Origin of the sequence: Amycolatopsis sp. cmx-11-51, from assembly GCF_047608665.1 — a bacterium.
Lineage (GTDB): Bacteria > Actinomycetota > Actinomycetes > Mycobacteriales > Pseudonocardiaceae > Amycolatopsis.
This window is the reverse complement of the sequence record NZ_JADNQO010000001.1, coordinates 1143345-1167787: the sequence shown is the minus strand read 5'-3', so window position 1 is coordinate 1167787 and position 24443 is coordinate 1143345. Positions and strand designations below refer to the sequence as shown.

26 protein-coding genes and 2 tRNA genes are annotated in these 24443 nt (G+C 65.1%); 12 read left to right on the top strand and 16 right to left on the bottom strand.

Annotated elements, in window-relative coordinates; genetic code table 11:
- Window positions 1–3 precede the first annotated feature (3 nt).
- The 3 genes from gyrA (at window position 4) to ACM6LU_RS05905 (ending at window position 3370) form a co-directional block, all read left to right on the top strand.
- Complete coding sequence (gene gyrA / locus ACM6LU_RS05915) at window positions 4–2526, top strand: DNA gyrase subunit A (protein ID WP_414936516.1); 2523 nt, start codon at window positions 4–6, stop codon at window positions 2524–2526.
- A 36-nt stretch (window positions 2527–2562) separates the two neighbouring features.
- Window positions 2563–3249: a DUF3566 domain-containing protein gene (locus tag ACM6LU_RS05910; RefSeq protein ID WP_414936515.1), complete on the top strand. Its 687-nt coding sequence runs from the start codon at window positions 2563–2565 to the stop codon at window positions 3247–3249.
- A gap of 47 nt (window positions 3250–3296) precedes the next feature.
- Window positions 3297–3370: transfer RNA gene (locus ACM6LU_RS05905), tRNA-Ile, on the top strand.
- 60 nt (window positions 3371–3430) lie between these two features.
- Here the strand turns inward: ACM6LU_RS05905 and xerC are convergent.
- The 8 genes from xerC to ACM6LU_RS05865 form a co-directional block, all read right to left on the bottom strand.
- Window positions 3431–4594 (bottom strand): site-specific integrase, encoded by a 1164-nt coding sequence (xerC, locus tag ACM6LU_RS05900; protein WP_414936514.1) that lies wholly within the window; start codon window positions 4592–4594, stop codon window positions 3431–3433.
- A complete protein-coding gene (locus tag ACM6LU_RS05895; protein ID WP_350574242.1) occupies window positions 4578–4808 on the bottom strand; it encodes a helix-turn-helix domain-containing protein in 231 nt (76 codons plus the stop codon). Before ACM6LU_RS05895 ends, xerC begins: the two co-directional genes overlap by 17 nt.
- The gene (locus tag ACM6LU_RS05890; protein WP_414936513.1) at window positions 4809–6383 is read right to left on the bottom strand and encodes a DUF3631 domain-containing protein; all 1575 of its coding nucleotides are present in this window, start codon (window positions 6381–6383) and stop codon (window positions 4809–4811) included.
- Window positions 6383–6922 (bottom strand): hypothetical protein, encoded by a 540-nt coding sequence (locus tag ACM6LU_RS05885; protein ID WP_414936512.1) that lies wholly within the window; start codon window positions 6920–6922, stop codon window positions 6383–6385. Before ACM6LU_RS05885 ends, ACM6LU_RS05890 begins: the two co-directional genes overlap by 1 nt.
- A gap of 31 nt (window positions 6923–6953) precedes the next feature.
- The gene (locus ACM6LU_RS05880; RefSeq protein ID WP_414936511.1) at window positions 6954–7238 is read right to left on the bottom strand and encodes a hypothetical protein; all 285 of its coding nucleotides are present in this window, start codon (window positions 7236–7238) and stop codon (window positions 6954–6956) included.
- A gap of 138 nt (window positions 7239–7376) precedes the next feature.
- Window positions 7377–9572: a cell division protein FtsK gene (locus tag ACM6LU_RS05875; protein ID WP_414936510.1), complete on the bottom strand. Its 2196-nt coding sequence runs from the start codon at window positions 9570–9572 to the stop codon at window positions 7377–7379.
- Complete coding sequence (locus ACM6LU_RS05870; protein ID WP_414936509.1) at window positions 9572–10255, bottom strand: ABC transporter permease; 684 nt, start codon at window positions 10253–10255, stop codon at window positions 9572–9574. The genes ACM6LU_RS05875 and ACM6LU_RS05870 overlap by 1 nt, the downstream gene beginning before the upstream one ends.
- A 212-nt stretch (window positions 10256–10467) precedes the next feature.
- Window positions 10468–10692 carry a hypothetical protein gene (locus ACM6LU_RS05865; RefSeq protein ID WP_414936508.1) on the bottom strand — a complete coding sequence of 75 codons (225 nt, stop codon included), beginning with the start codon at window positions 10690–10692 and terminating at the stop codon, window positions 10468–10470.
- A gap of 145 nt (window positions 10693–10837) precedes the next feature.
- Between ACM6LU_RS05865 and ACM6LU_RS05860 the strand changes: the two genes are divergently transcribed.
- A complete protein-coding gene (locus ACM6LU_RS05860) occupies window positions 10838–11191 on the top strand; it encodes a GntR family transcriptional regulator (RefSeq protein WP_414936507.1) in 354 nt (117 codons plus the stop codon).
- On the opposite strand, the gene ACM6LU_RS05855 is transcribed toward ACM6LU_RS05860, so the two are convergent.
- Window positions 11188–11388 (bottom strand): hypothetical protein, encoded by a 201-nt coding sequence (locus ACM6LU_RS05855; RefSeq protein ID WP_414936506.1) that lies wholly within the window; start codon window positions 11386–11388, stop codon window positions 11188–11190. The two genes, ACM6LU_RS05860 and ACM6LU_RS05855, sit on opposite strands and share 4 nt — an antisense overlap.
- A gap of 143 nt (window positions 11389–11531) precedes the next feature.
- Here ACM6LU_RS05855 and ACM6LU_RS05850 point away from each other — a divergent pair, with 143 nt between their 5' ends.
- Window positions 11532–12965, top strand: a complete 1434-nt coding sequence (locus ACM6LU_RS05850) for a hypothetical protein (protein WP_414936505.1) — start codon at window positions 11532–11534, stop codon at window positions 12963–12965.
- Here ACM6LU_RS05850 and ACM6LU_RS05845 read toward each other — a convergent pair.
- The 3 genes from ACM6LU_RS05845 to ACM6LU_RS05835 all read right to left on the bottom strand — a co-directional run bounded on the left by ACM6LU_RS05845 (window position 12924) and on the right by ACM6LU_RS05835 (window position 15076).
- Entirely contained in the window at window positions 12924–13748 is an 825-nt protein-coding gene (locus ACM6LU_RS05845; RefSeq protein WP_414936504.1) for a phosphotransferase enzyme family protein, read from the bottom strand. The two genes, ACM6LU_RS05850 and ACM6LU_RS05845, sit on opposite strands and share 42 nt — an antisense overlap.
- 195 nt (window positions 13749–13943) lie before the next feature.
- Window positions 13944–14837, bottom strand: a complete 894-nt coding sequence (locus ACM6LU_RS05840) for a helix-turn-helix domain-containing protein (protein ID WP_414936503.1) — start codon at window positions 14835–14837, stop codon at window positions 13944–13946.
- Window positions 14834–15076 (bottom strand): hypothetical protein, encoded by a 243-nt coding sequence (locus ACM6LU_RS05835; protein ID WP_414936502.1) that lies wholly within the window; start codon window positions 15074–15076, stop codon window positions 14834–14836. Before ACM6LU_RS05835 ends, ACM6LU_RS05840 begins: the two co-directional genes overlap by 4 nt.
- A 171-nt stretch (window positions 15077–15247) precedes the next feature.
- On the opposite strand from ACM6LU_RS05835, the gene ACM6LU_RS05830 reads away from it, so the two are divergent.
- The 4 genes from ACM6LU_RS05830 to ACM6LU_RS05815 all read left to right on the top strand — a co-directional run bounded on the left by ACM6LU_RS05830 (window position 15248) and on the right by ACM6LU_RS05815 (window position 18734).
- The gene (locus ACM6LU_RS05830) at window positions 15248–16459 is read left to right on the top strand and encodes a helix-turn-helix domain-containing protein (RefSeq protein WP_414936501.1); all 1212 of its coding nucleotides are present in this window, start codon (window positions 15248–15250) and stop codon (window positions 16457–16459) included.
- Between the two features lie 110 nt (window positions 16460–16569).
- Window positions 16570–17430 carry a hypothetical protein gene (locus ACM6LU_RS05825; RefSeq protein ID WP_414936500.1) on the top strand — a complete coding sequence of 287 codons (861 nt, stop codon included), beginning with the start codon at window positions 16570–16572 and terminating at the stop codon, window positions 17428–17430.
- A gap of 1003 nt (window positions 17431–18433) precedes the next feature.
- Complete coding sequence (locus ACM6LU_RS05820) at window positions 18434–18622, top strand: DLW-39 family protein (RefSeq protein WP_414936499.1); 189 nt, start codon at window positions 18434–18436, stop codon at window positions 18620–18622.
- Between the two features lie 39 nt (window positions 18623–18661).
- Window positions 18662–18734: transfer RNA gene (locus ACM6LU_RS05815), tRNA-Ala, on the top strand.
- 372 nt (window positions 18735–19106) lie between these two features.
- Here ACM6LU_RS05815 and ACM6LU_RS05810 read toward each other — a convergent pair.
- Both ACM6LU_RS05810 and ACM6LU_RS05805 read right to left on the bottom strand, forming a co-directional pair.
- Window positions 19107–19349, bottom strand: coding sequence for a hypothetical protein (locus tag ACM6LU_RS05810; protein WP_414936498.1), 243 nt, complete (start codon window positions 19347–19349; stop codon window positions 19107–19109).
- Between the two features lie 60 nt (window positions 19350–19409).
- Complete coding sequence (locus ACM6LU_RS05805; protein WP_414936497.1) at window positions 19410–20261, bottom strand: ADP-ribosylglycohydrolase family protein; 852 nt, start codon at window positions 20259–20261, stop codon at window positions 19410–19412.
- Between the two features lie 254 nt (window positions 20262–20515).
- Here ACM6LU_RS05805 and ACM6LU_RS05800 point away from each other — a divergent pair, with 254 nt between their 5' ends.
- A complete protein-coding gene (locus ACM6LU_RS05800; RefSeq protein ID WP_414936496.1) occupies window positions 20516–21700 on the top strand; it encodes a DNA glycosylase AlkZ-like family protein in 1185 nt (394 codons plus the stop codon).
- Between the two features lie 67 nt (window positions 21701–21767).
- Here the strand turns inward: ACM6LU_RS05800 and ACM6LU_RS05795 are convergent, their stop codons facing one another.
- Together ACM6LU_RS05795 and ACM6LU_RS05790 are read right to left on the bottom strand one after the other, a co-directional pair.
- Window positions 21768–22409 (bottom strand): pyridoxal 5'-phosphate synthase, encoded by a 642-nt coding sequence (locus tag ACM6LU_RS05795; protein WP_414936495.1) that lies wholly within the window; start codon window positions 22407–22409, stop codon window positions 21768–21770.
- 3 nt (window positions 22410–22412) lie between these two features.
- The gene (locus ACM6LU_RS05790) at window positions 22413–23126 is read right to left on the bottom strand and encodes a hypothetical protein (protein WP_414936494.1); all 714 of its coding nucleotides are present in this window, start codon (window positions 23124–23126) and stop codon (window positions 22413–22415) included.
- Window positions 23127–23225: 99 nt separating this feature from the next.
- Between ACM6LU_RS05790 and ACM6LU_RS05785 the strand changes: the two genes are divergently transcribed.
- Together ACM6LU_RS05785 and ACM6LU_RS05780 are read left to right on the top strand one after the other, a co-directional pair.
- The gene (locus ACM6LU_RS05785; protein WP_414936493.1) at window positions 23226–23750 is read left to right on the top strand and encodes a DUF2020 domain-containing protein; all 525 of its coding nucleotides are present in this window, start codon (window positions 23226–23228) and stop codon (window positions 23748–23750) included.
- Between the two features lie 168 nt (window positions 23751–23918).
- Complete coding sequence (locus ACM6LU_RS05780; RefSeq protein WP_414936492.1) at window positions 23919–24374, top strand: DUF6918 family protein; 456 nt, start codon at window positions 23919–23921, stop codon at window positions 24372–24374.
- Window positions 24375–24443 lie beyond the last annotated feature (69 nt).

Genomic DNA, 24443 nt, shown 5'->3' with positions numbered 1-24443 from the left:
CCCATGACGGAAACCTTGCCGCCTGCTCCGGACCACGACCGGATCGAAGCGGTCGACATCCAGCAGGAGATGCAGCGCTCCTACATCGACTACGCGATGAGCGTCATCGTGTCGCGGGCACTGCCGGATGTGCGGGACGGCCTCAAGCCGGTGCACCGCCGCGTGCTGTACTCGATGTTCGACTCCGGCTTCCGTCCCGACCGCGGATACAACAAGTGCTCCCGCGTCGTCGGCGACGTGATGGGCAACTACCACCCGCACGGTGACTCCGCGATCTACGACGCGCTGGTGCGGCTCGCCCAGCCGTGGGCGCTGCGGTACCCGCTGATCGACGGGCAGGGCAACTTCGGCTCGCCGGGTAACGACCCCGCGGCCGCCATGCGGTACACGGAATCCCGGCTCGCGCATCTCGCGATGCACATGCTGCAGGACATCGAAGAAGACACCGTCGACTTCTCCGACAACTACGACGGCCGCACCCAGGAGCCCGACGTCCTGCCGGCAAGGTTCCCGAACCTGCTGGTCAACGGCGGTTCCGGGATCGCGGTCGGGATGGCGACGAACATCCCGCCGCACAACCTGCGCGAGGTCGCCGACGGCGTCAAATGGGCGCTGGAGAACTTCGAGGCGACCGACGACGAGCTGCTCGCCGCGCTGCTGGTCCGGATCAAGGGCCCGGATTTCCCGACCAGGGCGATGATCCTCGGCAACTCCGGGATCGAGGACGCGTACCGCACCGGCCGCGGCTCCGTGCGCATGCGCGCGGTCGTCGAGGTCGAAGAGGACGCCAAGGGCCGCACGATCCTGGTCGTGTCCGAGCTGCCGTACCAGGTCAACCCGGACAACCTGGTGGAGAACATCGCGAACCTGGTCCGCGACGGCAAGCTCACCGGCATCTCCGACATCGCCGACGAGTCCAACAGCCGCAGCGGTATGCGGATCGTCGTCACGATCAAACGCGACGCGGTCGCGAAGGTCGTGTTGAACAACCTGTACAAACACACCCAGCTGCAGCAGAACTTCGGTGTCAACATGCTGGCCCTCGTCGACGGCGTGCCCCGCACGCTGCGCCTTGACCAGATGATCCGGCACTACGTGAAGCACCAGATCGAGGTCATCGTCCGCCGGACCCGCTTCCGGCTGCGGAAGGCCGAAGAGCGCGCCCACATCCTGCGCGGTCTGGTCAAGGCGCTGGACATGCTCGACGAGGTCATCGCCCTGATCCGGCGCTCGCCCTCGGCCGAAGAGGCCCGTCCCGCGCTGATGAGCCTGCTCGACGTCGACGAAATCCAGGCGACCGCGATCCTCGACATGCAGCTTCGGCGCCTCGCGGCGTTGGAGCGGCAGCGGATCGTCGACACGCTGGCCGAGATCGAACTCGAGATCGCCGACCTCAAGGACATCCTCGAGAAGCCGGTGCGGCAGCGTTCGATCATCGCCGAGGAACTGCAGGAGATCGTCGACAAGTACGGCGACGACCGGCGCACCAAGATCATCCCGTTCGACGGCGAGGTCTCGGTCGAAGATCTCATCGCCGTCGAGGACGTCGTCGTCACGATCACCCGCACGGGTTACGCCAAGCGAACGAAAACCGATCTGTACCGATCGCAGAAACGCGGCGGCAAGGGCGTGCAGGGCGCGACCCTGAAACAGGACGACATCGTCCAGCACTTCTTCGTCTGCTCGACACACGACTGGATCCTGTTCTTCACGAACAAGGGCCGCGTCTACCGGGCCAAGGCGTACGACCTGCCAGAGGCCAACCGCAACGCGCGCGGCCAGCACGTCGCGAACCTGCTCGCGTTCCAGCCGGACGAGAAGATCGCCCAGGTCATCGAGATCCCGAACTACGAGGTCTCGCCGTACCTGGTGCTCGCGACCCGGCGCGGCCTGGTGAAGAAGACCAAGCTCACCGATTTCGACTCCAACCGCGCCGGTGGCCTCATCGCGGTCAACCTCCGCGAGGGCGACGAGCTGGTCGGGGCCGTGCTCGTGGCCGCGGAAGACGACCTGCTCCTGGTGTCCGCGGAGGGTCAGTCGATCCGTTTCCACGCCACCGACGAGGCGCTGCGCCCGATGGGCCGCGCGACGTCCGGTGTGCTGGGCATGCGGTTCAACGACGGTGACGAACTGCTCGGCGTCAACGTCGTCCAGCCGGACAGGTTCCTCCTCGTCGCCACCGACGGCGGCTACGCCAAGCGCACCCCCACCGACGACTATCCGGTCCAGGGCCGCGGCGGCAAGGGTGTGCTCACCATTCAGTACGACCGGAAACGTGGCAGGCTGGTGGGCGCGGTCATCGTCGACGCCGAAGACGAGCTTTACGCGATCACCTCCAGTGGCGGGGTGATCCGGACTTCGGCGGGACAGGTGCGCAAGGCCGGCAGGCAGACGAAGGGAGTGCGGCTGATGAATCTCGACGAAGGAACCACTCTTCTCGCGGTCGCACGCAACGCGGACGAGCCCTCAGACGTCGCCACTGCAGGTAGTACTGAAGGAGAAGAAACCCCGGCGTCGGAGCAGTAGGCGACGCCCCACGTACTGGGTAAGGACTGACACCTCGTGACACCATCCGAGAAGCCCGAAGCAGGCGGCGCGCAGGCGGGTTCGTCGAGCCCGCCCTGGCAGCGCGACAGCGCGGGGGAGGCCGACGGCACCAGTGAGCAGACGGTCTCGGTGTCTTCGGTCGCCACCGAGGACGTGGCCCACTCGGAACCGAAGCAGGACGCGACAACCGTGACCGATTACCACGGGGTCAGCGGCACCGCCGCGAAGAAGCTCTTCGGCGACAGCGGAGAGGGCGACCAACCCGCCCCCTCCGCCATCCCGTCGGCCTCCCGCACCCGTGCCACGCCGACGGCGCTCCGCCGCCCCGGCCGTGGACCGCGTCGCGCCAGCCTGCAGATCAAACGCTTCGACCCGTGGTCGGTGCTGAAACTGTCCCTCGTCCTCGGCGTCGCACTGTTCTTCGTGTGGCTCGTCGCCGTCGGCGTCCTGTACACCGTCCTCGACGGTATGGGCGTGTGGGACAAACTCAACGGGACCTACTCGTCGCTTGTCGGCGGGGAAGGTGCCGACGCACCGGCAGACCCGTTGATCAGCGCGGGCCGCGTCTTCGGGATCGCGGCCATCCTCGGCGCCATCAACATCGTGCTGATCTCGGCCCTCGCCACCGTCAGCGCGTTCATCTACAACGTCTCCGCCGACCTCGCCGGAGGCCTGGAAGTGACCCTTTCCGAACGAGAGTGACCCGGTTGCAGGACGCCGAAAGGCGTCCTGTAATCTTCTCTTCGTTCGGGCCCATAGCTCAGGCGGTTAGAGCGCTTCGCTGATAACGAAGAGGTCCCAGGTTCAAGTCCTGGTGGGCCCACGCTGCTCAGGGGCGGTTTCCCACCAAAGGGAAACCGCCCCTGAGTGTCTATCTGGGTGACTACGCCGCTGAATCGTCTTTGAAGATCTCATCCATGGCTTTCGCGCCCTCCTGGATGATCGGCCGTAGCTGATGGCGATAGACCAACTCCGTCACTGCCGTTCCGTTGTGGCCCATGAGTTGAGAGATCTGTTCAATCGGCATCCCGCTGTCGGATAGCAGGGACGCGAAGCTGTGACGAAGCTCGCGCGGCGTCCACTCGTCCGGATTGAGTCCGGCTTTGGCGCAGACCTTCCGGAACCCGCGCCGGACGTTCGCCGCATCGAGTTCCGTGCCGACGTCCGACGCGAACACCAAGTTGTTCTCCTGCCATCGATCGCCCGCAACCCGTTGTGCGAAGTCCTGCTTCGCACGCTGGGCCCGTAGCGCTTCGACGCACCGCTGAGGCAGCGCAAGCGAGCGGCGTGACTTCCTGGTCTTCGTGTCGCCACCCACCCGTACCGAACGCCAAACCATGATGTGCGGCGGAATCGGTGGTGTCGCGTCCCGCTTGCCGACAAGGTCAGCATGAGTCCACTTGAGCGGTCTTAACTCTTCGGTCCGCGCGCCGATCAGCAGAGACAACGTGATGTAGGCGCGTAGCTGCGTCCGCTCGGCGGCCTTGAGAAGCGCTTCGGCCTGCTCGAAAGTGAGCGACTTCGACGGCCTGCCTGCCAGACCTTCAGGGATCTCGCAGAGCAGTACGACGTTCCGCCTCACCTTGTCCCGCTTCTGGGCTCGCGCCACTGCGCGCCGAAGGATCGAGTGCAGGTCACGAAGAGTCCGCGTCGAGAGAATCTTCGCCTTCGCAGCGAGCCACTTGTCTACGTCGTCCGCGCTCAGTTCGCCGAGCTTCCGCGCCCCCAGATCGGGGATCACGTGTCCCTCCGCGAGGATCGTCAGCTTCTCGACCGTCGATTCGGACCGTCGAGGCAACCCGAACTCCAAGAAATCCCGAACAGCCTGAGCCACCTTGTAGGCGCGATCCTCCGAGGGCAAGCCGTCGTCAAGGTCCCGAACCAGCGTCTTGAGCTTCTGCTGTGCCTCGGTCTTGGTCTTGCCGCTCGCCTTCCGCGTGATCCGCTTACCTGCCGGGGTGTAGCCCGTGGTCACTGTGGCGATCCACCGTTGCCGCCCCTCGTCCCAGTGCAGTCCGCCGTCTCCGCGACTACGCCGTTTCGCCATAGCTGACCCCCGCTTCGTTCATGAGCAACTGGACGTATTCCTGAATGGCGACCGCCGGAACGAGCCGGGCGCGCCCCTGCTTGACGGAGCGCAGACGCCCCGCGCGCAACTGCTCGTAGATGACCGATCGGCTCATCGAGAGCAGGCGCATCGCTTCCGTGATCCGGTAGAGGTGCCGTTCAGGCACTGCGACCGGCATGGGCACTGCGTTCATCTATGCCTCCCCCTTGGCGCTCGACATGGACGTGCTTTCGGCCGCGACCTCCGCGACCGGGGCAACCGGGCAGGTCAGACCAGGCGCGGAGGTCGCGTTGGTGCCGCGACCGTCCGCGACCTCCGACACCGCCCCGGTTGCGGAGGTCGCGGAGAACAACGGCGGCGAGTCGGGAAGCTGCGTCCCGTTGACCTGCGAGGTTGCGGGAGTCGCGGAGGTCGCGCCCGATTCGAGCGGCGGCAGGTAGCGGCTCCACGCGTCGGCAAGCCCTGCGTCGCCGTCGATGCGGTAGCCCTTGAGCGTCTTGCCGTTGACCTTGAGGTCTTTCGGCCTGACTAGGTACCGCTCAAGCTCCTTCGCCAGCCTCCGGCTATCGAGCGGTTTGCCTTGGAGATCCGTCCACGGGCCGTCTTCGATGTCGTGCAGCTCGCGAATCAGCTCGGCCGTGACCATGCGGTCGACCTTCTGAGAGCCGAAAACCTGCCGGATATCGGCGAGCAGGCGCACGCCAAGGGAAACCGTCTGCGGTCCGTTCTCCAGGACGAAATGCCGGCATGCCTTCCGGGCGGTTTCCGGCCAGTGCCCACCGGCCGCATCCGCGATAGCAAGCAGGGGCCGCCAGATTTCCGCCGCTCGATCCCGAACACCGTCCGGCCGTTCCGGGCGTGCTCGGCTGACCTCGTCGCCGACTCGGCTCATCCAAGCTTCCAGCTCACCGCGAACGGGAGATGACTCCCGCTCCACGTCCTCTTCAATGAACTCTTCGACGACTTCATCAAATCGGCGCTTCCTCATGTGCACCGTGATCGAGCGCGTGGTGATGGTGTCGGGCATCCCTCCGGCGATCCCAGCCAGCGCGACCGGTGCGTAGACCGGAAAGCGCGTGACGTTCATGCTCTTCGCGTCGCCGACGCATCGCGTCACGGTCGCTGTGCGCTTGTATCCAGCGTTGAGCAGCGCCCGGAGATCTTCGTTGTTACCGCCCGTCTTCGGATTGAAGACGGCGTCGATTTCGTCGAAGAGCAGCGTCATCGGGCCCTCGACGAGCATCCGGAAGATGGCAGCAGGGGTAATGCTGATCGTCATCTCCGGCTTGGCGACGAGGTACTGACCAACCTCCAGCACACGCGTCTTGCCGCTGCCCGGTTCCGCGGAATCGAGGATGAGCCTTGGCGTGACATAGAGCTTGTCCGCGATGTGGGTATGCGCGTACCACAACGCCAACATGGGCGCCGTGTGCTCGTTCGGGAACGCCGAGAACCGCGACACGAACGTCACGACCGAATCGAGCACCTCGTGACCGTCCTTGACGAAGGCCCCGACGGGCGGCGGGCCAAGCCACGTGAGCGGCTCGATTGGCGCCGTCTCGGGCAGGGCCTGATTCGGCTGGGCGCCCCCATCTTCGGCGGGCTCGTCGGCTGTCTTGCGTGCTCGCCAGACGCGCTGACAGTTCTCCGTGCAGAAGTCCGAGGACGGCGAGTCACCACGCGGACGACCACACTGGAGGCAGCTGGACGCCGGTTCGTCGGCGATCAAGGCATCGATCGCGGACACGGCGTCAACAATCGCGGCCATCAGGCAGCCACCTCCAGCCGAGGAAGTGAGCCGTCGGCTTCTCGGTATCGCCTCCACAGATCGTCGAGGTGCTCTGTGTCGTCGAGGCGATCACGGAGGCAACTGGTCGACGCCTCCTGAGCTACGGCCTGCTCCAAGCGGACGGCGTGTGCCCGGACGGCGCGACGGTACGCGTCCTTGAGCACCAAGGCTTTCAGCCAGGAGCCGTAGTACGACGGCGGCAAGATCGGTCCGTCGCTGTAGGTGTCGGCGATCCAGAGGCCAAGAGCTTGCAGGCGGTTCGCGCCACCCGACCGGGGAGCCGGGGACGTCTGCGGGTAGATGTCGTTCCTTTCGCGAGCGTGGTCCATCAGAGCGACCGGGGTAGCCGCTTGGTTGGCGGCCACCAACTCGATCGCGAGCTGAAGCACGTGAGCCGCGACCGGCGAGCCGAAATCGTCGGCCCGCATACCCGCGAGCAGCCGTCGCATCGGAGTGATGGAGCACTGCATGACACAGCCGAGAAACTGACGCTCGGGGTCGATCAGAGCGGTTTTCATAGGGCACCTTCCGAACGAGTGGCAGAGGAGGTCAGTGGTCGTCGTTGCGTCGGTTGCGTTCCTGGGCGTTGCGGAACGAGCGACGAGCGCGGAGGTAGGAGTTGTAGGCGCGACGTCCGGCGCGGAGAGTCCGGCCGCTGCCGTCGCAGCGGCGGCAAAGCCTGATCGCCCGGAAAACCGGCGAGCGAAAAAAGTCCACGCCCCGACATGACCGGCACGCCTTGTACGGGAAGACGGCGCACGACCAGGCGTAACCGAGAGCGACGAAGGTGAAGAAGAGGAAGAGCAGCAGAGTCAGGCTGTTCGGGGTGTTCACAGTGGTCTCCTGGGCTGTTTTTGGCCGCATTCGGCCTACGCCTCTAGGTCCTAGGGCGCTGATCAGGGATGATTTGGAGGTCTAGGGAGGGCTCTAGGTCTAGAGGCAGCAGGCTCTAGAGCTAGAGCCCTCCGCTAGCTAGCCGTTCTTGCGGCTCCGCTCACGTTCGGTGAGCGCGTCGGCGATCCATTCGCGCTTGACGCCCATGCGGTTCGCGCCTTTGCCCGTGTTCGGGTCGTTGCTCCAAACCTGCTTGGTGGCGATCCCCAGAGGCTTGAGCGCGGTGGAAAGCTGAGTCGCCTTCGCTGAGCCGGTCGGCAATTCGGCCCACGGGCCGTAGACAGCAGGCCGGAGTTCGGCGAGCCGATCGACGATGGACTCGGACCATGCTTTGTCCGCGTCGTCGATCGCTGCGAGCACATCGGCAAGCAACGTGTCGGTGCCCTCGTCCTCAGCAGGCGTCATGTCCAGCCCAGCGGCGTAACCGGTCAGCCGTCCAGCCGCCAGACGTGCTGTGCGAGCACGCGCTGAAATCTTCTCGGCGTCCGGACCGTCGATGTAGACACCCCGCGTGATGCGCGGTTCGTCTCCCTCACCGGCCAGATACCCGATCCCCTTGTCCCGGAAGGAAAGCGTGGTCGCCCGGATGCCGTTCCGGTAGGACGACGTGCCGAGCACCATGTCATTCGCCTGCTGCCCGGTGACCTTGAGACAGAACCTCATGACGGCGTTGTCGCTGATCGCGGTCGGGATGCTCTTCGCGTCCGGCCGCTGGGTGGCGAGAATGATGACGATGCCGAGAGCAGGACCACGCTTCACGAGGTCGGTACAAATCTCCTCGATCTCCGCGCCATGGTCCGGGTGCTCGAACCACTTCTGACACTCGTCGACGCCGATCACGATCGGGTGCAAGCCAAGGGACTTCTTGCTGGCGAGCTCCGGCGTGACCTTGTTCTCCGGGCACAGATCCTTCGGCAGTTCCCGGATGACTTTCGCGCGCCGTCGAAGCTCATTGCTCAGCGCCCGGAGGTCGGCGACCGCGTAGGCAAGGTCTTCCGGCTCGTCACCAGCCCGATACCGGTGTGAGACCGGTGCAAGCGGCGAAAGGTCACCCGTGCCCTTGAGGTCATACGAGTGCAGTTCGGCGCGAGGATCCAACGCGGCGATCAGAAGCAGCTCTCGCAGGGTGAACGTCTTGCCCATGCGCGGAATGGCGCCGATGACCATGGAGATGAACATCAGGGTGACGTCGACCCACCGGCCGCGCTGGTCGGTGCCGAACGGCTGAGGCTTGAACAAGTCCACGGTGCCGGGCTTCCGTAGCGGCCAAGCAGCCTGACGGGACTTGGACAAGTCCTGATCGCCGACCCAAAGCACCATGCGTCCGGGATGAACCTCCGCGTTGCCCTCCGGCCAGACACAGCCGAGCGGACGGCCGAGACCAGACGCGAGCTTCGCGCGACGTTCGATCACTTCGGCGACCGTAACGCCGGGCGGCAAGTCGACGTCGGCACGCCAACCCGGACCGTCGCGGGTGATCGGCGCCGTAAAGCCGATCGCGTTAGGGTTCTTGGCAAGCGCCTGGTTGATACCAGCGATGCCCAGTACGGAAAGCGCCTGGATCACGTTGTCGCTGGTGAGCTTCTGCACTTGTCCGGACATCACCGCGCGGGAGGAAACCACGGGGTTGTCCTTTGTGGTGCCGAGCTTGCCGAGCAGACCGACCGCGACCACGCCGCACGCCCAGATCACCCATCCCGGCAACACGTTCGGCAGGACGAGGACCAGGACGAGGCCGAGCGTCGACACGAGACCAAGCTGAATGAGCCGGAGCACGACTCGGCGGTCTCGCTGCTGTGACAGCTTCAGGTACAGATCAGCCTTGTCGGCAGTCGCGGTTTCGGAGCGAGCCGGACGGCCTTCCGCGTCAGTCACGTAGCGGCCTGTCGCCGCGAGCAACAGCAGCAGTCCGCGCGGAGATCGCACCGCCAGCTTGAGCGCGTACAGAGGCGATCGTGCGACGTGATAGCCCGCTTTGTGCGTGTAGTGCTTGCCAACCCACTTCGCCGCGTCCTTGGCGTCGTTCGCCGACTTGAGGTAGCTGGGAATGACCGGTTGCCGATCCTGCGACCGCAAGCGGTCCAGCCAAGACGTGCCATCGGCGGCGGGGATGTCGACGTGCGCCTTCGGCGCCGGTACAGCCGATTCGTCGGTCTCGGCGTCGTCGACTGTCAGGACGGAGTCGGTGGTGTCGGGTGCCGCACTGACAGGGAAGGCGATCACGCGGCCGCTCGGAGACTCGTCGCCGCGGACTTCGTCAGAAGTCGTGGTCATCAGTTCCTCACCTCCAAGCCGGTGGTGTCGCGGACCAGGTGCGCGAGAGCGGCACCGCTACCGAGCACGACCACGGGCAGGCAGGACACGAGCGTGGTGACTGGCCAGGGCGCATGCGTGACGGATGCGGCGGACATCAGGTGGTAGGCGACTTGGCCGACCATTCCGAGAGCGAGCGAGCCCAGTGCGGACCACTTCGCAAACCTGCGTGCTCGGTCCGTGTGCGGCGAACCTGACAGCCAGACTCGCAGGGCGAACGCCGAGTACGCCTCGACTCCGATCGGCAGAGTGATGGCCGAGTTGATCGTCAAGTCATCCCAGATACCCGGCAAGAGCTGGATCGGTCCGAACCCGGTAAGCCGACCGAGTCCGACCCATCCGCTCCACACCGCCACGAATGCTGGCATTGCCAGCAGGAGGACGGGCCATAGCTTCACGGGCCGGGCCTTCGCACTGGTGCCTGGGTCTGCGGCGCCCGTGACCTGTGGATTCGAGTCATCCTCGCGTGATTCACGCAAGGTCACCTGATTCGGGTCCGGCACGATGCCATCCGGCTCGGACTCGGTTTCAGTGGAGGGTTCCGGCACGGCGTGCAGAGGCCTGGCGGGCTCTGTCTCGTCGTCTTCGGCGATCGCGTCGAGGATGGCGCGAGCCTTCGGCGCACCTACCTTGAACTCGGCCATGATCCGGTTTCGAGAGGGGATCTCGCCCAGTTCCGTGATCCTGTCTCGGACTCGGGGAAGAAGTTCGGCGACCGAAGGCGGGTAGGCGCTTCCGGTGTCTGTGGGCAGGTTGAGCCCTACCATTGGTATCTCCTGACTGGCTTTGAGGTGGTTGGGAGATCCCGGTCCGGCGGGTGGTTCTTGGCGGTTCCGTGCGCCGGATCGGGGCGAAATTAAGCGGCCGAGCTGTCCGGCCTCGCTCGGAGTGTCGAGCTGACGGCCTGGCGGCTGATGCGCCGGACGTGCCGATGGGTGGCTACCCGGTCCGAGACCGACGGCGGTCCGACCTGGATTTCCTGGTCGTGAGTCGTCACGAAGTACTCGGCGATCATCGCGTCGATGTCCGATTCGTACAGGCCGTCGGGGGCGTAGCTGAGAGCAGAGACGAGCTCTTCCATGGTGTTGAACTCCAAGTCGGTGCGGGTGCTCCCGGTCGGGAGCGGCTTCGATGCGAACGAGGCTCAACGTAAGTCCTGTCTATCAACTCTGTCAACAGACTTGCAGGAACTGACTTAACTCAGTTGCTTGGCCTACCCTTGAGGCATGACATCCCTAGACCCGGACGATCCGCGTGCGCCGTACCTGCAAGTGGCAGGAGGCCTGCGGGCTGCCATCGCGTCGGGGGAGTACAGCCCTGGCGCTCAGTTGCCGACCTATCAGGACCTAGCTGACTCTTGGGGAGTCGCCCCGAACACGGCCAAGAGCGCGGTTGCTCTCCTGCGGGATGAGGGCCTTGTGGTCATCCGGCACGGCAAGGGGTCCTTCGTCCGAACTCAGCAAGCCGAAGGCGAGACCGCGAACCGAGCAAGTGACTCGTCGGATGAGCGGGTTTGGCAGGCCATCGCGGACGTCCGCCGTCGTCTCGCCGAGGTTGAGCGCCGGTTAGGACCGAGCTAGCTCGACAGCGCGCGGAGAAAGTTCACGACGCCGTCGAGCACGGCTCCGATTCCGTGCACCGCGTCAGTGACCCACCCTGCCGAGTCGGTTGGGTGCTTGACGACCATGACGCCGATAGCCAGCAGGATGATCAGGCCGACAACCTTCGGCAGGATGCCGCCACCGCTCTTCATGACCGGGAAGTTGCTCTTCACCATCTTCGTTCCCTTTCGCTCTAGCGACTCTGCCCTTGTGGCTGTGCGTCGCTGATGTAGCTAGGAAACCGGCCGAGGGCGGGGGTGCAGCAGTGTGTTTGCGGGGGTGCAAATGTGCACCCAGGGGGTGCACGGGGGGTGCTTTAATGACCACGGAGGTACTCGTGGTCGAGAAGGGGAAGCAGCCGAACACGCTCTTAGCAGGGGTGATGCGGCAAGCGGGGGCGACGAACAAGGGGTTCGCACGTCGGGTGCGCGAGCGCAGTCAAACCGACGGCGGGGAGCCGATCAGCTCTGATCATGTCTCCGTCAAGCGCTGGCTCGACGGCACCACCCCGCACCCCCGCACGTGTCAGTTGATCGCCGCTGTGCTCGGCGAGCTGCTTGGTCGGCCGGTGAGACTTACCGAGATCGGCTACGCGGAAATCTCGCCGACCGATAGCGACGACGTCGGTCTTGATTACCCCGAAGAGGTCGCTCACAGCGTGGTCGCGCTCGGCGCGATCACCGAGCTTGAGCTGAGGACGCCGAAGCGTGTCGGGCCGCTCTCCGTCGTGCCGGAGGCATGGAGCGGACTCGTCGTTCGATGGCTCACGGACTCTGACGACGATCGCTCTCGACCTCCGACCGAGCCACGATCTATCACCGTTGTGGACGTCGAGGCAGTCCGCGAAGCAACCACGATGTTCAGCGGCTTCGACTACAAGTACGGTGGCGGCCGGCCGAAATCCCTCGTCGCCTCGTTCCTGGACCAAGAGGTCTTGCCGAACATCTCGAACGTGTCGCCGTATGACCCAGTCGGGCGCGAGTACTTCCGTGAAGTCGCCGCGCTGACTCGGCTCGCCGGATGGACTGCCTACGACACGGGTGCTCACGGGTTGGCACAGCGGTACCTGACTCAGGCATTCCGGCTGGCGAAAGCGTCGGGGGACAAGCCGTTGTGTGGTCGGATCCTCGCGGGCATGTCACACCAAGCGAATTTTCTCGGCCATTTTCAGCGTGCTGTCGATTTGGCACGTGCTGCCTACAAGGGCGCGAACGGCTACGCCACGTCAACGACAATGGCGCTCTTCCACGCTATGGAGGCAAGAGCACTCGCTTCCATGGGCAGGAAGGAGGCCACAACCGCGGCCTTGCTGACGGCCGAGCGATGGCATTGTCAAGGTAGCCGTGAGAATGACCCGGAGTGGATTCGCTACTTCGATGCGGCCGAGCTGCACGCCGAGTTTGCGCACTGCTTCCGCGACATCGGTAATGCTGAGTTGGCCAACCATCACGCGGCCGCATCAATCGCAGCATCGGAATCAACTTACGTCCGTAGTTTGTCTTTTTGTCGGACCGTGCTTGCCACGTCTCATCTGCAAGGAGGCAACCTAGACGAGGCGTTACGTGTGGCGCGTGCAGTCGTCGAGACTGCCGCCAGTCTCAAATCCTTCCGCGTGATTTCGTATCTGGATGATTTCCAGTTGAGGCTAGGTGCCCATGCGGATGATCCGTTGGTGCGGGAGTTTTTGGAGTTCTCCAGCCAGCACCTGCCATCAGAAAGCTCGCCAGCTTCGAGGCGCTTGGTCATCGCGTAGATCAGAGAGTCGCTTGTAGACCTCAGTTTTGACCTCTAGTGACTCGTCCATCGTCTGTGCAAGCCACATTGTCATGTTCAACTCACGAGCCGCTCGGATGACTGAGAAGCCTGGCCAGTCGATCGGATCGAAACCGTAAGCTTCGGCATAGCTCCGATACTCGGCATCCGATGCCCACCCGAAAGCTTCATGCCGAACGGAAAGTACAGCGGCGTCCCATTCTCGCGGTCCGTATGCGAAGTCCTCGAAATCGATCAGGTAGAGGTTGCCGTCCGTGGACCGCATGACATTTCCGGGATGGGCATCGCCATGGATCGGTCCGGGTGGTAACTCGAATTCGAGTGCTTCAAACTCTTCAGATACTTCTTCGTACCGACTTCGTAAGAACGCCAGGTCAGACTCGGGAAGTCGCCCATCGAGGTGACTGATTCGTGCCTCGAACTTGGACATTGGGGAGAACTCAGGCAGATCGAAGCTGGGATCAGGCAGCGCATGCAAGTCGTGCAGCATCTTGCCGAATTCGGCGGCTGTCGGTTTCTCTCCGTGTTCCGGGATGAACTCCCAAAACGTCACAGGCAAGCCGTCTTCGACTACAGGTTGGTGGTCCGTCCCGGTCGCCAGTCTTGCGGCGGGAAACCCGTGGTCGTTGAGCCACGTCGCAACCTGAACCTCTTTGATCGCCGCTGGGATCGACCGTCCGACGCGACCGACCAGCGAGTTGCCTGCGAGGCTGTAGATGGCGTTCTCACCAAACCGAAGCGACACCGCTTCCGTCGAGTCCACGTCAGAGTGGTTGCACGCCACGTTGAGCACGGTTCGTGCCCGTTCCGATGTGAACGGCGTTGGAGATGTCATCTCACTCCTGTCTGGGTACCTCAGTCCAGGCTAAGGGCTGTGCACAGGGGGCCGCTGTCCGAACGTGGCAGCAGAGTGGAACCCAGTCGGTGCGCCTGTCGGGGTAAGTGCACCGCCTGGGAGTCAGGTGGGCCTTTTGCTGGTAGTGCTAAGCGTGTTCTGTTCGAGTTCCTGTGTTCGGTTGGCCAGCCATTCCCGGGACTGGTGGTGGTCGAGCGCGGCGGCATCGAGGTGGTTCAGGAACTCCTGGTAGAAGGCGATCTCGGTGTCGTCCTCCAGGAAGAGGCTGGCGGTGAGAGCGTCGACGTAGAGCACGGGTTGATCGACTTCGTGCCGGAAGATCGTGAAGTCATGGCGGCTGTCGAAGGTTTCGGTGCTGGCGGGTACGAGGTAGATACGGCAGCGCGGCAGCGCCGACGAGATCTGGAGATGAAGCAGTTGCTCGTACAAGACCGTCGGGTCGGCGAGCGTTGTGTAGAGGGCGTCTTCGTGGATGTAGAGGGTGAGCGCGGGGCGTGAGTGCCGGGTGAATATGGCTGTTTGGCGACTGAGTCGGGTTTCGACAGCTGCTTCAAGCTTGGGACCAGCGGTGTGGCCGTACCGTTGCAGGACGGTCCGTATGTAGGCATCGGTCTGGAGCGGAACGGGAATGAGATCCGGGCTGTACGTGGTGATCGACATGCTCCGGGCTTCCAACAGGGCGAGGGTGCGAAGCCGGTCAGGCAGTCCTGCATCGTGGAATTGCAGCCTGTGGTCATGGGCTTCGCTTGCCAGCGCGACGAGCTCCTTGAGTTCCTCGGGAGTGGCGTGTGCGCGGGCAAGGTAGATCGCGACTTCTTCCGGGAGGACCGAGCGTTGACCGCTTTCGAGCCGGGAGACTTTGGGGACGCCCCAACCCAGGTTCCGCGCCATGTCCGTGCCGGAGTACCCGGCACGTTTGCGGACTCGCCGAAGCTCGTGGCCAAGTTCCCTGGTGCGCGCGGTCGATGGTTCGTGCCTCGATGGTTCTTGACTCATGGGTTGTCTTCACCTCGCTCGATGTCCCTGCCGGTTTGCTCGATGGCCTGGCAAGCAAGCTCGTCAGCGCGGGCTGTCAGGTCATTGCCAAGGCCGACGAGCCGTTCACCAAGCTCTCGAAGGCTTTGCCCATACGCTGCGTCGTTGGGCTGTAGGTGCCTGAGTTCGAGCGTGGCAATGCCGGCACTCTTGTTCACGTTGGCGAGCTTGGCCAGCAACTCGATATCACGCCTGTGCACGCCTGGCCTCCGTCGCGGGTCTGCCCGGCTCTTGGTTTCCGCTGCTCAACGTCACGACATCGAAGCTATGAGCGATGGGACAACTGAAGGAACAAGAAAAGGACAACAGCGCGTAGCAGGTCGTACCGTAGGAGTAGACCGATCACCCCCGTACACGGGAGCGAACCCGCTATGAGCATCGACGACTTGCCGCGCGACGGCATCGGACGCCGCGTCCGGGCTGCACGAAAGCTTGCGGGCATCACACAGGATCAACTTGCGCAGCGTGCTCATGTGAGCCTGAGCCTGGTCAAGCAGGTAGAGCAGGGCAAGACGCCTGCAAGCGCTGGATTCACAGCAGCGGCCGCGCAAGCGCTCGGCATCGCGCACACTGACCTCACTGAGCAGCCTTACCCGATCCAGGACCGTGACTCACACCGCGTCCACTCGGTCATTCCTGCTCTACGGCGTGAGATCGCGTCGTACTTGCTGCCGCCTGAGGACGTAGTCCCTAGGTCGATGCTCGAACTTGAGCAGTCGGTGCAGCACGTTTCCAAATTGCGGCACAGCGTGGTTCTGGACGAACTGGGCGTTGAGGTTCCTGGTCTGCTCGCCGAGCTTCGCGCGAAGACCTACATCAGTAACGGCCGCGAGCAGGAACGTACGTTCGGTTTGCTCGCAGAGGCATACGCGGCCGCTGGGCAAGTTGCCTACAAGCTCGGCTACGTCGACTTGTCTTCCTTGACGACCGAGCGTTTCGAGTGGGCCGCAGAGAAATCCGGCGATCCGCTCGCCATGGCGGCCGGAGCGTTCTACCGCGCTGGCGAGCTGATCAACTCGGCCGAGTGGCGCGGAGCGCTTACCTACCTTGAGCATGCTCGCGCCCAGCTCGACGGCCAGCTACGCGGCGGTGAGGAGGCAGCACACGCGCTGTACGGCGCGCTCCATCTTAAGTCTGGTCTTGCCGCTGCCCGTGCTGGGGACACCGACACCAGCGAAAACCACCTTGGCGAAGCTCGTCAGCTCGCTGCCCATGTCACACCAGGGTCTGACTACTGCCGCCTGGCGTTCGATCGTGACAACGTCGCGATCTGGTCTGTCGGCCTGGCCGTCGAACGGCGCGACGGCACGGAAGCCGTAAAGCGCGCGTCGGAGATGCAGATTAGTCCGACAACCCCAGGTGAGCGGGTCGGTCACCACTGGATCGACCTTGCCCGCGGCTTCCAGCTCCACGGAGACCGCGCCCGTTCGCTCCAGGCGCTCCAGATCGCTCGCCAGGTCTCGCCTCAGCAGACCCGCTACCACCCGCATGTCCGGGAAACCGTGATCACGCTCGCCGAGCAGGACCGTCGGAGGTCAGAGACTCTCGCCGGATTCGCTCGCTGGGCGAACATCAAGATCTGAGCAGGCATTGGGTCGCAGGACGATTACGGACGCTGGCAAACGAGTGAACGGCTTGGCAAGGTCAGCCCGAACGGCTGAGTAATAACCCTTACGTGTTGTAGCGTCCCGACGTGGTTACGCACCGTCTGCACACAGGAAAGGTTGCAAGATTTCTTCTTGAGCCGCCGCTTCAGGAGCGCTTCGACGCGACGCCAGCGCAGGTGATCACGTCTCGGATCGTGCCTGGCGCAAGGATCGAGAGGTATCGACGCACCTGGATCGTCGGTTACACCGAGCTGCACGGCGACGTGCTCCACGGCCGGATCGGCTACGAGCGCAATCCCAGCGTCTTCGAGTTCTATGACGAAGAGGAGAGGGACTTCATTGGGGTGACCTTTCGGCTCGGCAACGTGACTCCGTTTGCCATCAACACGACCAATCTGGTCCTAGCGTTTCAAGCGAGGCCACCGGAGATCGTCATAGGCTCTGTGTCTAACGCGATCGCAATGATGTTGAGCGAAGGTGACTCGCGTTGGCACGTGGAGTCCTTGTTGGCTTCCCGGATGTCGCTACGCGAGTGGACTCAGTCGGTTGACCGCGTGACCCGGATCCGGTTCAACATCCGGCAGCCCAACCCGCACTATCAGGATGCTCCCGACTTGGAAGCTCTTATCGAGCAAGCACGGGCCGAGGTCGGGCGGCTCGAACTTCAGGCTGCTGGTGGTCTTGATCTTGCGAGCCCCTTCGTGGAGCAGACGCTTCGACACGTCGATGAGCACAAGTATGGGGAAGCCCGTCTGACCGGAACTACGTCGAGCGGGACCGAGTCGATCTACAGCACTGAGATCGCAACAGTCGAGACGGTTGTTGAGGCTCCGGCGGACCCCGCAACGGGTGAAGTTGGGCAGGCTAGCCTTGCGGATGCTGTAGCAAGTGAGAATGAAGATGCTTCAGCGGTAGCAATCCAGACGGAGAACGTCGACACTGAATAATGTGGTAACTATCCAGGCGGCTACGCAACCGCATCACAAGCGTCCTTGGCGATCTTCCGCCATGGGCGCGGTCGTGCTGTCGCCTGACTTCTACGTCGGCGTTCCGCTCGGCCTGCTGTGTAGCCTGCCGGTCGTCTTCAGTGTCACGGCTGCTGCCACGACACAGACTGTTCTGCTCGGGATCTCTGCTGTTGCGGGTGCGCTGGTGGCACTCGTTCTTACGGCTGTTTCCGTGCTGATTGTCGTCATCACGCCAGCGTTCGGAAAGATCGTGGGTCGGACGCCACGTGGGATCAAGGGGTTGATGCGCCCTTATCGGTGGGTTATCGCAGTCTGTGCGGTTTCGTGCGCCGTAAGCATCGTAGCTGCGCTTTCATGGCCATGGATTCAGTCTCTGTGGCCTATGAGGTTAGTGGGTGCTGGTGTTCCCCTCGCCACGCTCTTCTGGGGTCTCGGGGGCTGCTTGCAGATCATCGGCTTGACGACCAGGACTATCGACCAGAGCCGCCAGATAAGTGAGCTGGAGGAGCGAGCTGCCGCCTTGAAGGCAGGCGGACTCGCGGGGGTAGGGCGTCGGCACTGAGCGTCATGCTGAGTTGAGCGACGAACTGGGCGACAATCGGCGTGGCGATCACTGGATCTCTACGGACGTTGGCGGACGTTCGATCCGCAGGTGGGACACGGCTTCCAAGGTCAACAGAGGGTGATCTTGGCCTGATAACGAAGAGGTCCCAGGTTCAAGTCCTGGTGGGCCCACTCCGAAAGCCGGTTCGCGATCATCGCGAGTCGGCTTTTCTGCTGCGTGGGCAAGCTCACGCGAAACGGGGAAGGGTCGCGGGCGCCTTGGCGTTCCACCTGTGGAGCCCTGCCGGACTCTCTTCCCGGCAGGGCTTCTGCCATCGCGTGTTTCCACGTGGAACGTCGGGCGCCAGGCGTCCGGGGATCGGCGTGCAGTAGCATCGGTGGGCAAGCGGAGCAACTCGGCGGAAAGAGGGGGCTTCTGATGAAGAAGCTGTTGGCGCTCGCGGTCATCGCGGGCGGCGTGCTGTTCGTGATCAAGCGCAACAAGGCCGCCAAGGCCGAGGCCGACCTCTGGCGTGAGGCCACCGCGCCGACCGAGCGCCCGCTCGGCGCCGTCTCCACGAACGGAAGCACCCCGGCCAAGGCCGCGGACGCGTCCCGCAACAACTGAGCTTTCCGCGGGCGGTTATTCTGTGACCGCTCGCGACTCGGGGCTGTAGCTCAATTGGTAGAGCACCGCCTTTGCAAGGCGGGGGTCAGGGGTTCGATTCCCCTCAGCTCCACACACAAACGGCCTGGCCGAGGATTTCCTCCAGCCAGGCCGTTTTGCTGTCGGTACGCGCTCTTGAACGGTCCTTCGCAATCCGACAACGAATTCACAGCGGAACCGAACCGAATGGGCGGCCGCGAGAGTTCTGTGACCTGGACCAACCCCATGCGATGTCGTCGACCGCGAGAAACGGTTCGTCGACCACAATCGCGGGGGTCGAACCGGTGAACGCCACCCGCCCAACCGACGAAGACCAGATCGATGACGCCCGCCCCACCTGTCGACAAGTTCGCGCCCACGACGATCGTCGCCATTCCACCCGCGAAGGCGTACGCGAGCCGTCGCGGGCGCAGGGTTCCGAGGGCGCACAGCGGCACGAGACCGGCTAAGAGGACGGGACCGTCCGGATAGCCGATGCCCAGGTAGAGCAGGAGCGCAAACGCTTCCGTCCCAGCCGCCGTCGCCAGACAGCGGCGAGCGCGAGACAGGCGACCGCGACGACGGTGAACCCGAGCGCGTCGATCGGACGTTCCCCGTGATCGGGTTCGAGGTTCGCCGTGCCGACGACGAGCACCGCGCTCACCGCGAGCCAGCCGGCCGCGGCTCCGCCCCGGATCAGCCACTTCACCGGCCCAGTCTGCCGAAGCAAGCCCACGGGCGCGTCCGCCTTCTGTGGATCTCGACTACGTCAGATGTGCAGCAACCGCTCGTCGAGTTCCGCCAGGTAGTCACGGCCGAACTCGCCGTTCTCCAGGTCCCGCCACAACACCGGTGGGAGATCCTGAGCGACCTCGGGGGAACGCGACGCGGCGGCCAGCGCGATGGTCGCGGCGGTGTCGACGTCGCCGGTGAACGCGACGCAGGTGTGGAGCATCCGGGCGAGACCACCGCCATCGGCGAGTACGGTCAGCGCGGCGCGGACGCTCATCCAGCCCTGTGGCCCGATCTTGCCTGACCACGGCCGCGCCCAGCCGCCGTGCCCGACGTCCTCGGGAAGCACCCCGTCGATCCACCGCGCGACCTCGGCCAGCGGGCCGAGCCGATGGTGGCAGTAGTGGACGGCGAGCGCCGCCGCCTGGGCCGCGGCGATCCCGGCCGGGGTGTCGTGCGTGATCCTGGCCTGCAGTTTCGCGTGGTAGAGGACGTCGTCGACGGTCGGCAGGACCCCGATCGGCCCGGCCCGCATGGCCGCGCCGCTCTTGTCGCTCTGCGGCTGGAGCCGTCGCAGCAGCTCTTCGCCGTCTTGGACCTCGCTGAGCAGCTGATGGAAGCGTGGCGCGTAACCGTCGTGCGGATCGCGGTGGTAGACGAGCACGAACTGCTCGGCGAGCAGCGGCGGCGTCCACCGGCGACCCGAGACGAGCAGTTCGGCGATCGCGATCGTCATCTGCGTGTCGTCGGTGTAGCGGCCGGCCGGGACGCCGAGCTGGCCGGGATGCGGCACGTATCCGGCCAGCGTGTTGTGCTCGGCGACGAAACTCGGGTACGCGTGCTCGAAGGAGCCTCCGTACGCGTCGCCGATGGCCAGTTCGACCAGCATCAGACTCCTTCAGGCGGTCAATCGTGCCGTCTCCGAAAGGCAGTTTGCCGTAGGTCTGGCGGCAAAGCCGGAAAACCGGCCGAGATGCGTGAAGCGCGTCCCTGTGCGATCGCGAGCAGGTCCTGGTGCAAGTTCTCGAGCTGGACGCGCCGCAGGCACCGCCGACGCGATGGGGGAACCTTCCGAGAACCGCCTGCGCATCACCCGAGCGTGCCGGGCTGCGGTACGCCACCGAATGCCCATACCGTGGAGACATGGCGACCGAAAAGCTGCGCGCGTGGTGGGCACATCGGCAAGGTCTCGACGGATCGTTGCACGGCGCCCCGGCGGCGGGCGTGCTGGAGCGGACCGGCTGGATGCGTTCCGTGGGCGGTTCGGCGCCCTACCTCGGGCTGTTCGCCAGAGCCCGTCTGGACCGCGAGACGGTCGACGCGGACGTCGCCCGGCTCGCCATCCACGAACTGCCCTCGGCTCGCGGCTGCGCCTACGTTCTGCCCGCGGCGGACTTCGAACTCGGCTTGACCGTCGGCGCCGGCGCACCGGCGGGTGAAATCGCGGCCGCGGAGAAGTACCTCGGCGTCACACAGGCCGAGATCGAGCAGTTGTGCGTCACCGTCGCCGACCTGCTCGACGCGTCGGCCGGACCGCTCGACTCGGCCGCGATCAAGGCCGCCGCCGGGCCCGCGGTCCGCAACCTCGGTGAGGCGGGTCGCAAACGCGGCACCACCACGACGTTGCCGCTCGCGCTCGGCCTGCTCCAGGTCCGCGGCGACATCCGCCGGGTCCCGGCCAACGGACGGCTGGACCAGCAGCGCTACGGCTACGTCCGCTGGACGCCGTCCCCGCGCGGTGGACTGTCCGATATGGACACCGCGCAGACCGAACTGGCCCGGCGGTACTTCTCGTGGGCGGCACCGGCGTCGCTCAAGCATTTCCGCTGGTTCTCCGGTTTCACCGCGGCGAACGCCAAGAAGGCCGTGGCATCGCTGGAACTCGTGCCGCTCGACGGCACCGATCTGCTGATGCCCAAGTACCTCGCGGACGACTTCGACGCCTTCACCGTGCCGTCGGAGCCGTCGTACGCGCTTCTCGCCGGGATCGACGGCATCCACCTGCTGCACCGCGAGATGTCACGGTTGCTCGATGACGCCGATGTCGGACGCCCGGTGCCCGGTGGCCGCGCGGGGGAGACGCTGGGCGGGCAGGCGGATCCACCGAGCCACCTGATCGTCGACCGAGGCCGCTTCGCCGGCTTGTGGGAGTTCGACACCGAGACGAACAAGATCGTCTACAAGGTCTTCGGGGACGAAGACGCCGCACTGCGTAAGACGGTCGTGGAGACCGAGGAATTCGTCCGCGACCAGCTGGGCGACGCCCGGAGCTTCAGTCTGGATTCGCCGAAGAGCCGGGCGTCGCGAGTCGCCGATCTCAGAGCTTGACCGGTCAGGCTCCGGCTTCGTCGATGGGGACCAAGTGTCGTTCACCGTCGTCGTTCCCGATTGCCGTTTACGGCCAGAGGTGTTCTTTGCGCCAGGTCTCGTTCTCACGCCGATAGCGGAGGCGCTTGTGCCGCCGGTCGTGGCTGGCCTGCCAGAACTCCACTTCGGACGGCGTCACCAGATAGCGGGTCCAGGTTTCCGGTGCCACGCCGGGATTGTCTTCGACCCACCGGCGCGCTTCCTCGGCAGCGCGGTCGAGATCGCCCGGGTCTTCGAGGACCTGGGACTGCCTGCCGACGAACACCTCCACCCGGGACGCCGGCGGCCGGGCGGTGAAATCGGCCGCGGAAACCTCGGGGTCGGCAGGCGAGACCGGGCCCCGCAACCGGACCTGACGGCCGCGTCCCGGCCAGAAGAACGTCAGTGCGGCGTACGGATTCTTCGCCAGCTGAACGCCTTTCGGGCTTTCGGAACTCGTCGCGACCGCCCAGGTGCCACCGTCGACGGCCTTGAGGATCACGACCCGCGCGTCCGGCACTCCATCAGTGTCCACTGTGGACAGAGTGACGGCGTGCGGCGCGAGGACGTGTTCCCCGGCCTCGTCGAGCCATTCCAGGAACAGTTCGCTCGGCGTGCCCGGTGTGCTCCCGGGGTCGAACTCCGGCAGCTCTTCGGGGAACGACTGCCAGCCGCGCAACGAGCCGGTCACCGGTCAGTACCCCGGCGGGCGCTGGCCGTGCTGCGGATAACCGGGCGCGGGCGGCGGATAGTGCGGCGGATGCTGACCGGGCGGCACGCCCTGCGCGGGCGGCGGCCCGACCGGCGGGTACTGGTGGGGAGGCGGCGGCTGCTGCGGCTGCCAGCCGGGCGGCGGCATCGGCGGTCCGGGCGGCATCGGCGGCTGCTGGCCCTGCGACTGCTGCCACTGCACCTGCTGGTAGACCTCGGCCGGTTGCGGGAAACAGAAGGTCAGCTTCGCGTTGACCGAACCCTGCACCGCCGCGCCCCACAGCTTCCCGCCGACGAACGCGTACATCTGCGCCGCCGAAACGTCGACGGCCACCATGCGCGTCTCGCCGCCGAACTGATTGCCGGACTTCGCCGACGCGGCCTGCGCGGCGTCCGGGTACACCCGGTCCCCGATCAGGCAGGCGATGACCACCGAAGCCGCCGTCCAGCCCACCGTGCCCCACACGTTCGCACGCGCGTGCTGCGTCGCCAGCCCGGTGAAGTCGTACAACGCGGGCGCGGTCACCTCCGGGATCGCCGCGGCGACCACGCAATAGTTCATCGTCGACAGCATCACGGATTCGGTGTACAGACCCACCACGGCCGCGCTCGGGCCGATCTGGACCGTGTTCAGCCTGCCACCGCTGCGCTGGATACGTTCCGCCACCGCACCCAGGTACTGCTCCTTGGTGAGCACTGATGCCTCCTGAAGACCGCTACGCACCGCCATCGTCGCACGAACAGGGCGGATGGATGCGGCGACGCGGTGAACCGATCTGCTTCACTGGACGCCACTATGCGACGTCTTCTGATCTTGCCGCTCGTGGTGCCGCTCCTCGCGGCCTGCGGGCCGACGGAACAGCCGCCGCCCGCGGCGAACCCGACCGCGCCGTCGAGCACCCCGGCGCCCCAGATCCCGCCGCCGCCGGAACCCACCGGCAAGGGCCCGTGCCCGTATCTGGGCACCGAGTTCGTTTCGGATGCCAACGGGCAGAAGGTCTCCAAGGTCAAGACGTCGGCCGACCAGCCGCAGCCGACCTGTTTCTTCTACGCGCTCAGCGGGAAACTGCAGCTCACCGTGCGCGTCTACGTCGGAGAACCCGCCGTCGCCAAGGCTTTGGTCGACCAGGCGGCACCCATCGACACCTCCAACCCCGCCGACGAACCGGCGGGCTGGAAAGGCGGCTACCAGCCGTCCGGTGACGGCGCCGTTTACGCCGTCGCGAAAGGTGGGAACGCGGTAGTCGTGACCACCAACCAGAAGCAGAGCATCAAAGCACGTACGGTGGCGAAGGAGGCTATCGGTGAGCTGCAGCTCTAGGTAGTGGTATCCACACGTCAGAGTGAAGTTGATCTTGTACTACCCTGTGCCGCACGCGCGAGGGTTCGCGGGACCCAGCGCAATGCCAGATCCGGCGGAGGCCGCCTCGCGGTGTGGCTCGGCGGCACAAAAGATCATTTCTCCCCATAAGACAAAAGGACAGGTTTCGTGGCTGACACCCTCAAGGAAATCTTGCTCGACTCCACCCGCCGCCCGGCGGTCGTGAGCGACTTCGAAGGTCTCGTCGACGCCGAGGTTTCGGACAAGGGCGGCGTTTCGGGTGCCGTCGTGAAGACCGGCTTCGCCGCCGTCAAGAAGATCAAGCCGGGCATCATCCCCTCCGCCGTCGACGCGCTGCTCGACGACTTCACCGGCGCCCTCGAGCCGTTCTACGGCGACTACAAGGCCAAGGGCGGCAACGACTTCGGTGCCTACCTGGTCAGCCGCAGCGACGAGGCCGCCGACGCGCTCCTGTCGGTCACCGACGCGCGCGCCGACAAGAGCAGCCGCGACAGCATCAAGAAGGTCTACGGCAAGCTGCGCCCGAACGGCAAGAAGAACGTCGAGGAGGCCCTTCCCCGCCTCGGCCAGCTGATCGACAAGCACGCTGCTGCGTCTGTTTAATCGCGCGCTGACGTAAACGCGCCGAAGGGGCGTCGATCCGCTTCCCACTCACGTGGGGCGGAGAGGCGC

Bases quoted from the DNA above. Each gene is read 5' to 3' on its own strand.
- ACM6LU_RS05885 (WP_414936512.1), bottom strand. From the start codon at position 6,922: ATGAAAACCGCTCTGATCGACCCCGAGCGTCAGTTTCTCGGCTGTGTC.
- ACM6LU_RS05895 (WP_350574242.1), bottom strand. From the start codon at position 4,808: ATGAACGCAGTGCCCATGCCGGTCGCAGTGCCTGAACGGCACCTCTAC.
- ACM6LU_RS05890 (WP_414936513.1), bottom strand. From the start codon at position 6,383: ATGGCCGCGATTGTTGACGCCGTGTCCGCGATCGATGCCTTGATCGCC.
- ACM6LU_RS05830 (WP_414936501.1), top strand. From the start codon at position 15,248: ATGAGCATCGACGACTTGCCGCGCGACGGCATCGGACGCCGCGTCCGG.
- ACM6LU_RS05820 (WP_414936499.1), top strand. From the start codon at position 18,434: ATGAAGAAGCTGTTGGCGCTCGCGGTCATCGCGGGCGGCGTGCTGTTC.
- ACM6LU_RS05850 (WP_414936505.1), top strand. From the start codon at position 11,532: ATGACCACGGAGGTACTCGTGGTCGAGAAGGGGAAGCAGCCGAACACG.
- xerC (WP_414936514.1), bottom strand. From the start codon at position 4,594: ATGGCGAAACGGCGTAGTCGCGGAGACGGCGGACTGCACTGGGACGAG.
- ACM6LU_RS05870 (WP_414936509.1), bottom strand. From the start codon at position 10,255: ATGGCCGAGTTCAAGGTAGGTGCGCCGAAGGCTCGCGCCATCCTCGAC.
- ACM6LU_RS05800 (WP_414936496.1), top strand. From the start codon at position 20,516: ATGGCGACCGAAAAGCTGCGCGCGTGGTGGGCACATCGGCAAGGTCTC.
- gyrA (WP_414936516.1), top strand. From the start codon at position 4: ATGACGGAAACCTTGCCGCCTGCTCCGGACCACGACCGGATCGAAGCG.
- ACM6LU_RS05875 (WP_414936510.1), bottom strand. From the start codon at position 9,572: ATGACCACGACTTCTGACGAAGTCCGCGGCGACGAGTCTCCGAGCGGC.
- ACM6LU_RS05865 (WP_414936508.1), bottom strand. From the start codon at position 10,692: ATGGAAGAGCTCGTCTCTGCTCTCAGCTACGCCCCCGACGGCCTGTAC.
- ACM6LU_RS05840 (WP_414936503.1), bottom strand. From the start codon at position 14,837: ATGAGTCAAGAACCATCGAGGCACGAACCATCGACCGCGCGCACCAGG.
- ACM6LU_RS05805 (WP_414936497.1), bottom strand. From the start codon at position 20,261: ATGCTGGTCGAACTGGCCATCGGCGACGCGTACGGAGGCTCCTTCGAG.
- ACM6LU_RS05855 (WP_414936506.1), bottom strand. From the start codon at position 11,388: ATGGTGAAGAGCAACTTCCCGGTCATGAAGAGCGGTGGCGGCATCCTG.
- ACM6LU_RS05860 (WP_414936507.1), top strand. From the start codon at position 10,838: ATGACATCCCTAGACCCGGACGATCCGCGTGCGCCGTACCTGCAAGTG.
- ACM6LU_RS05785 (WP_414936493.1), top strand. From the start codon at position 23,226: ATGCGACGTCTTCTGATCTTGCCGCTCGTGGTGCCGCTCCTCGCGGCC.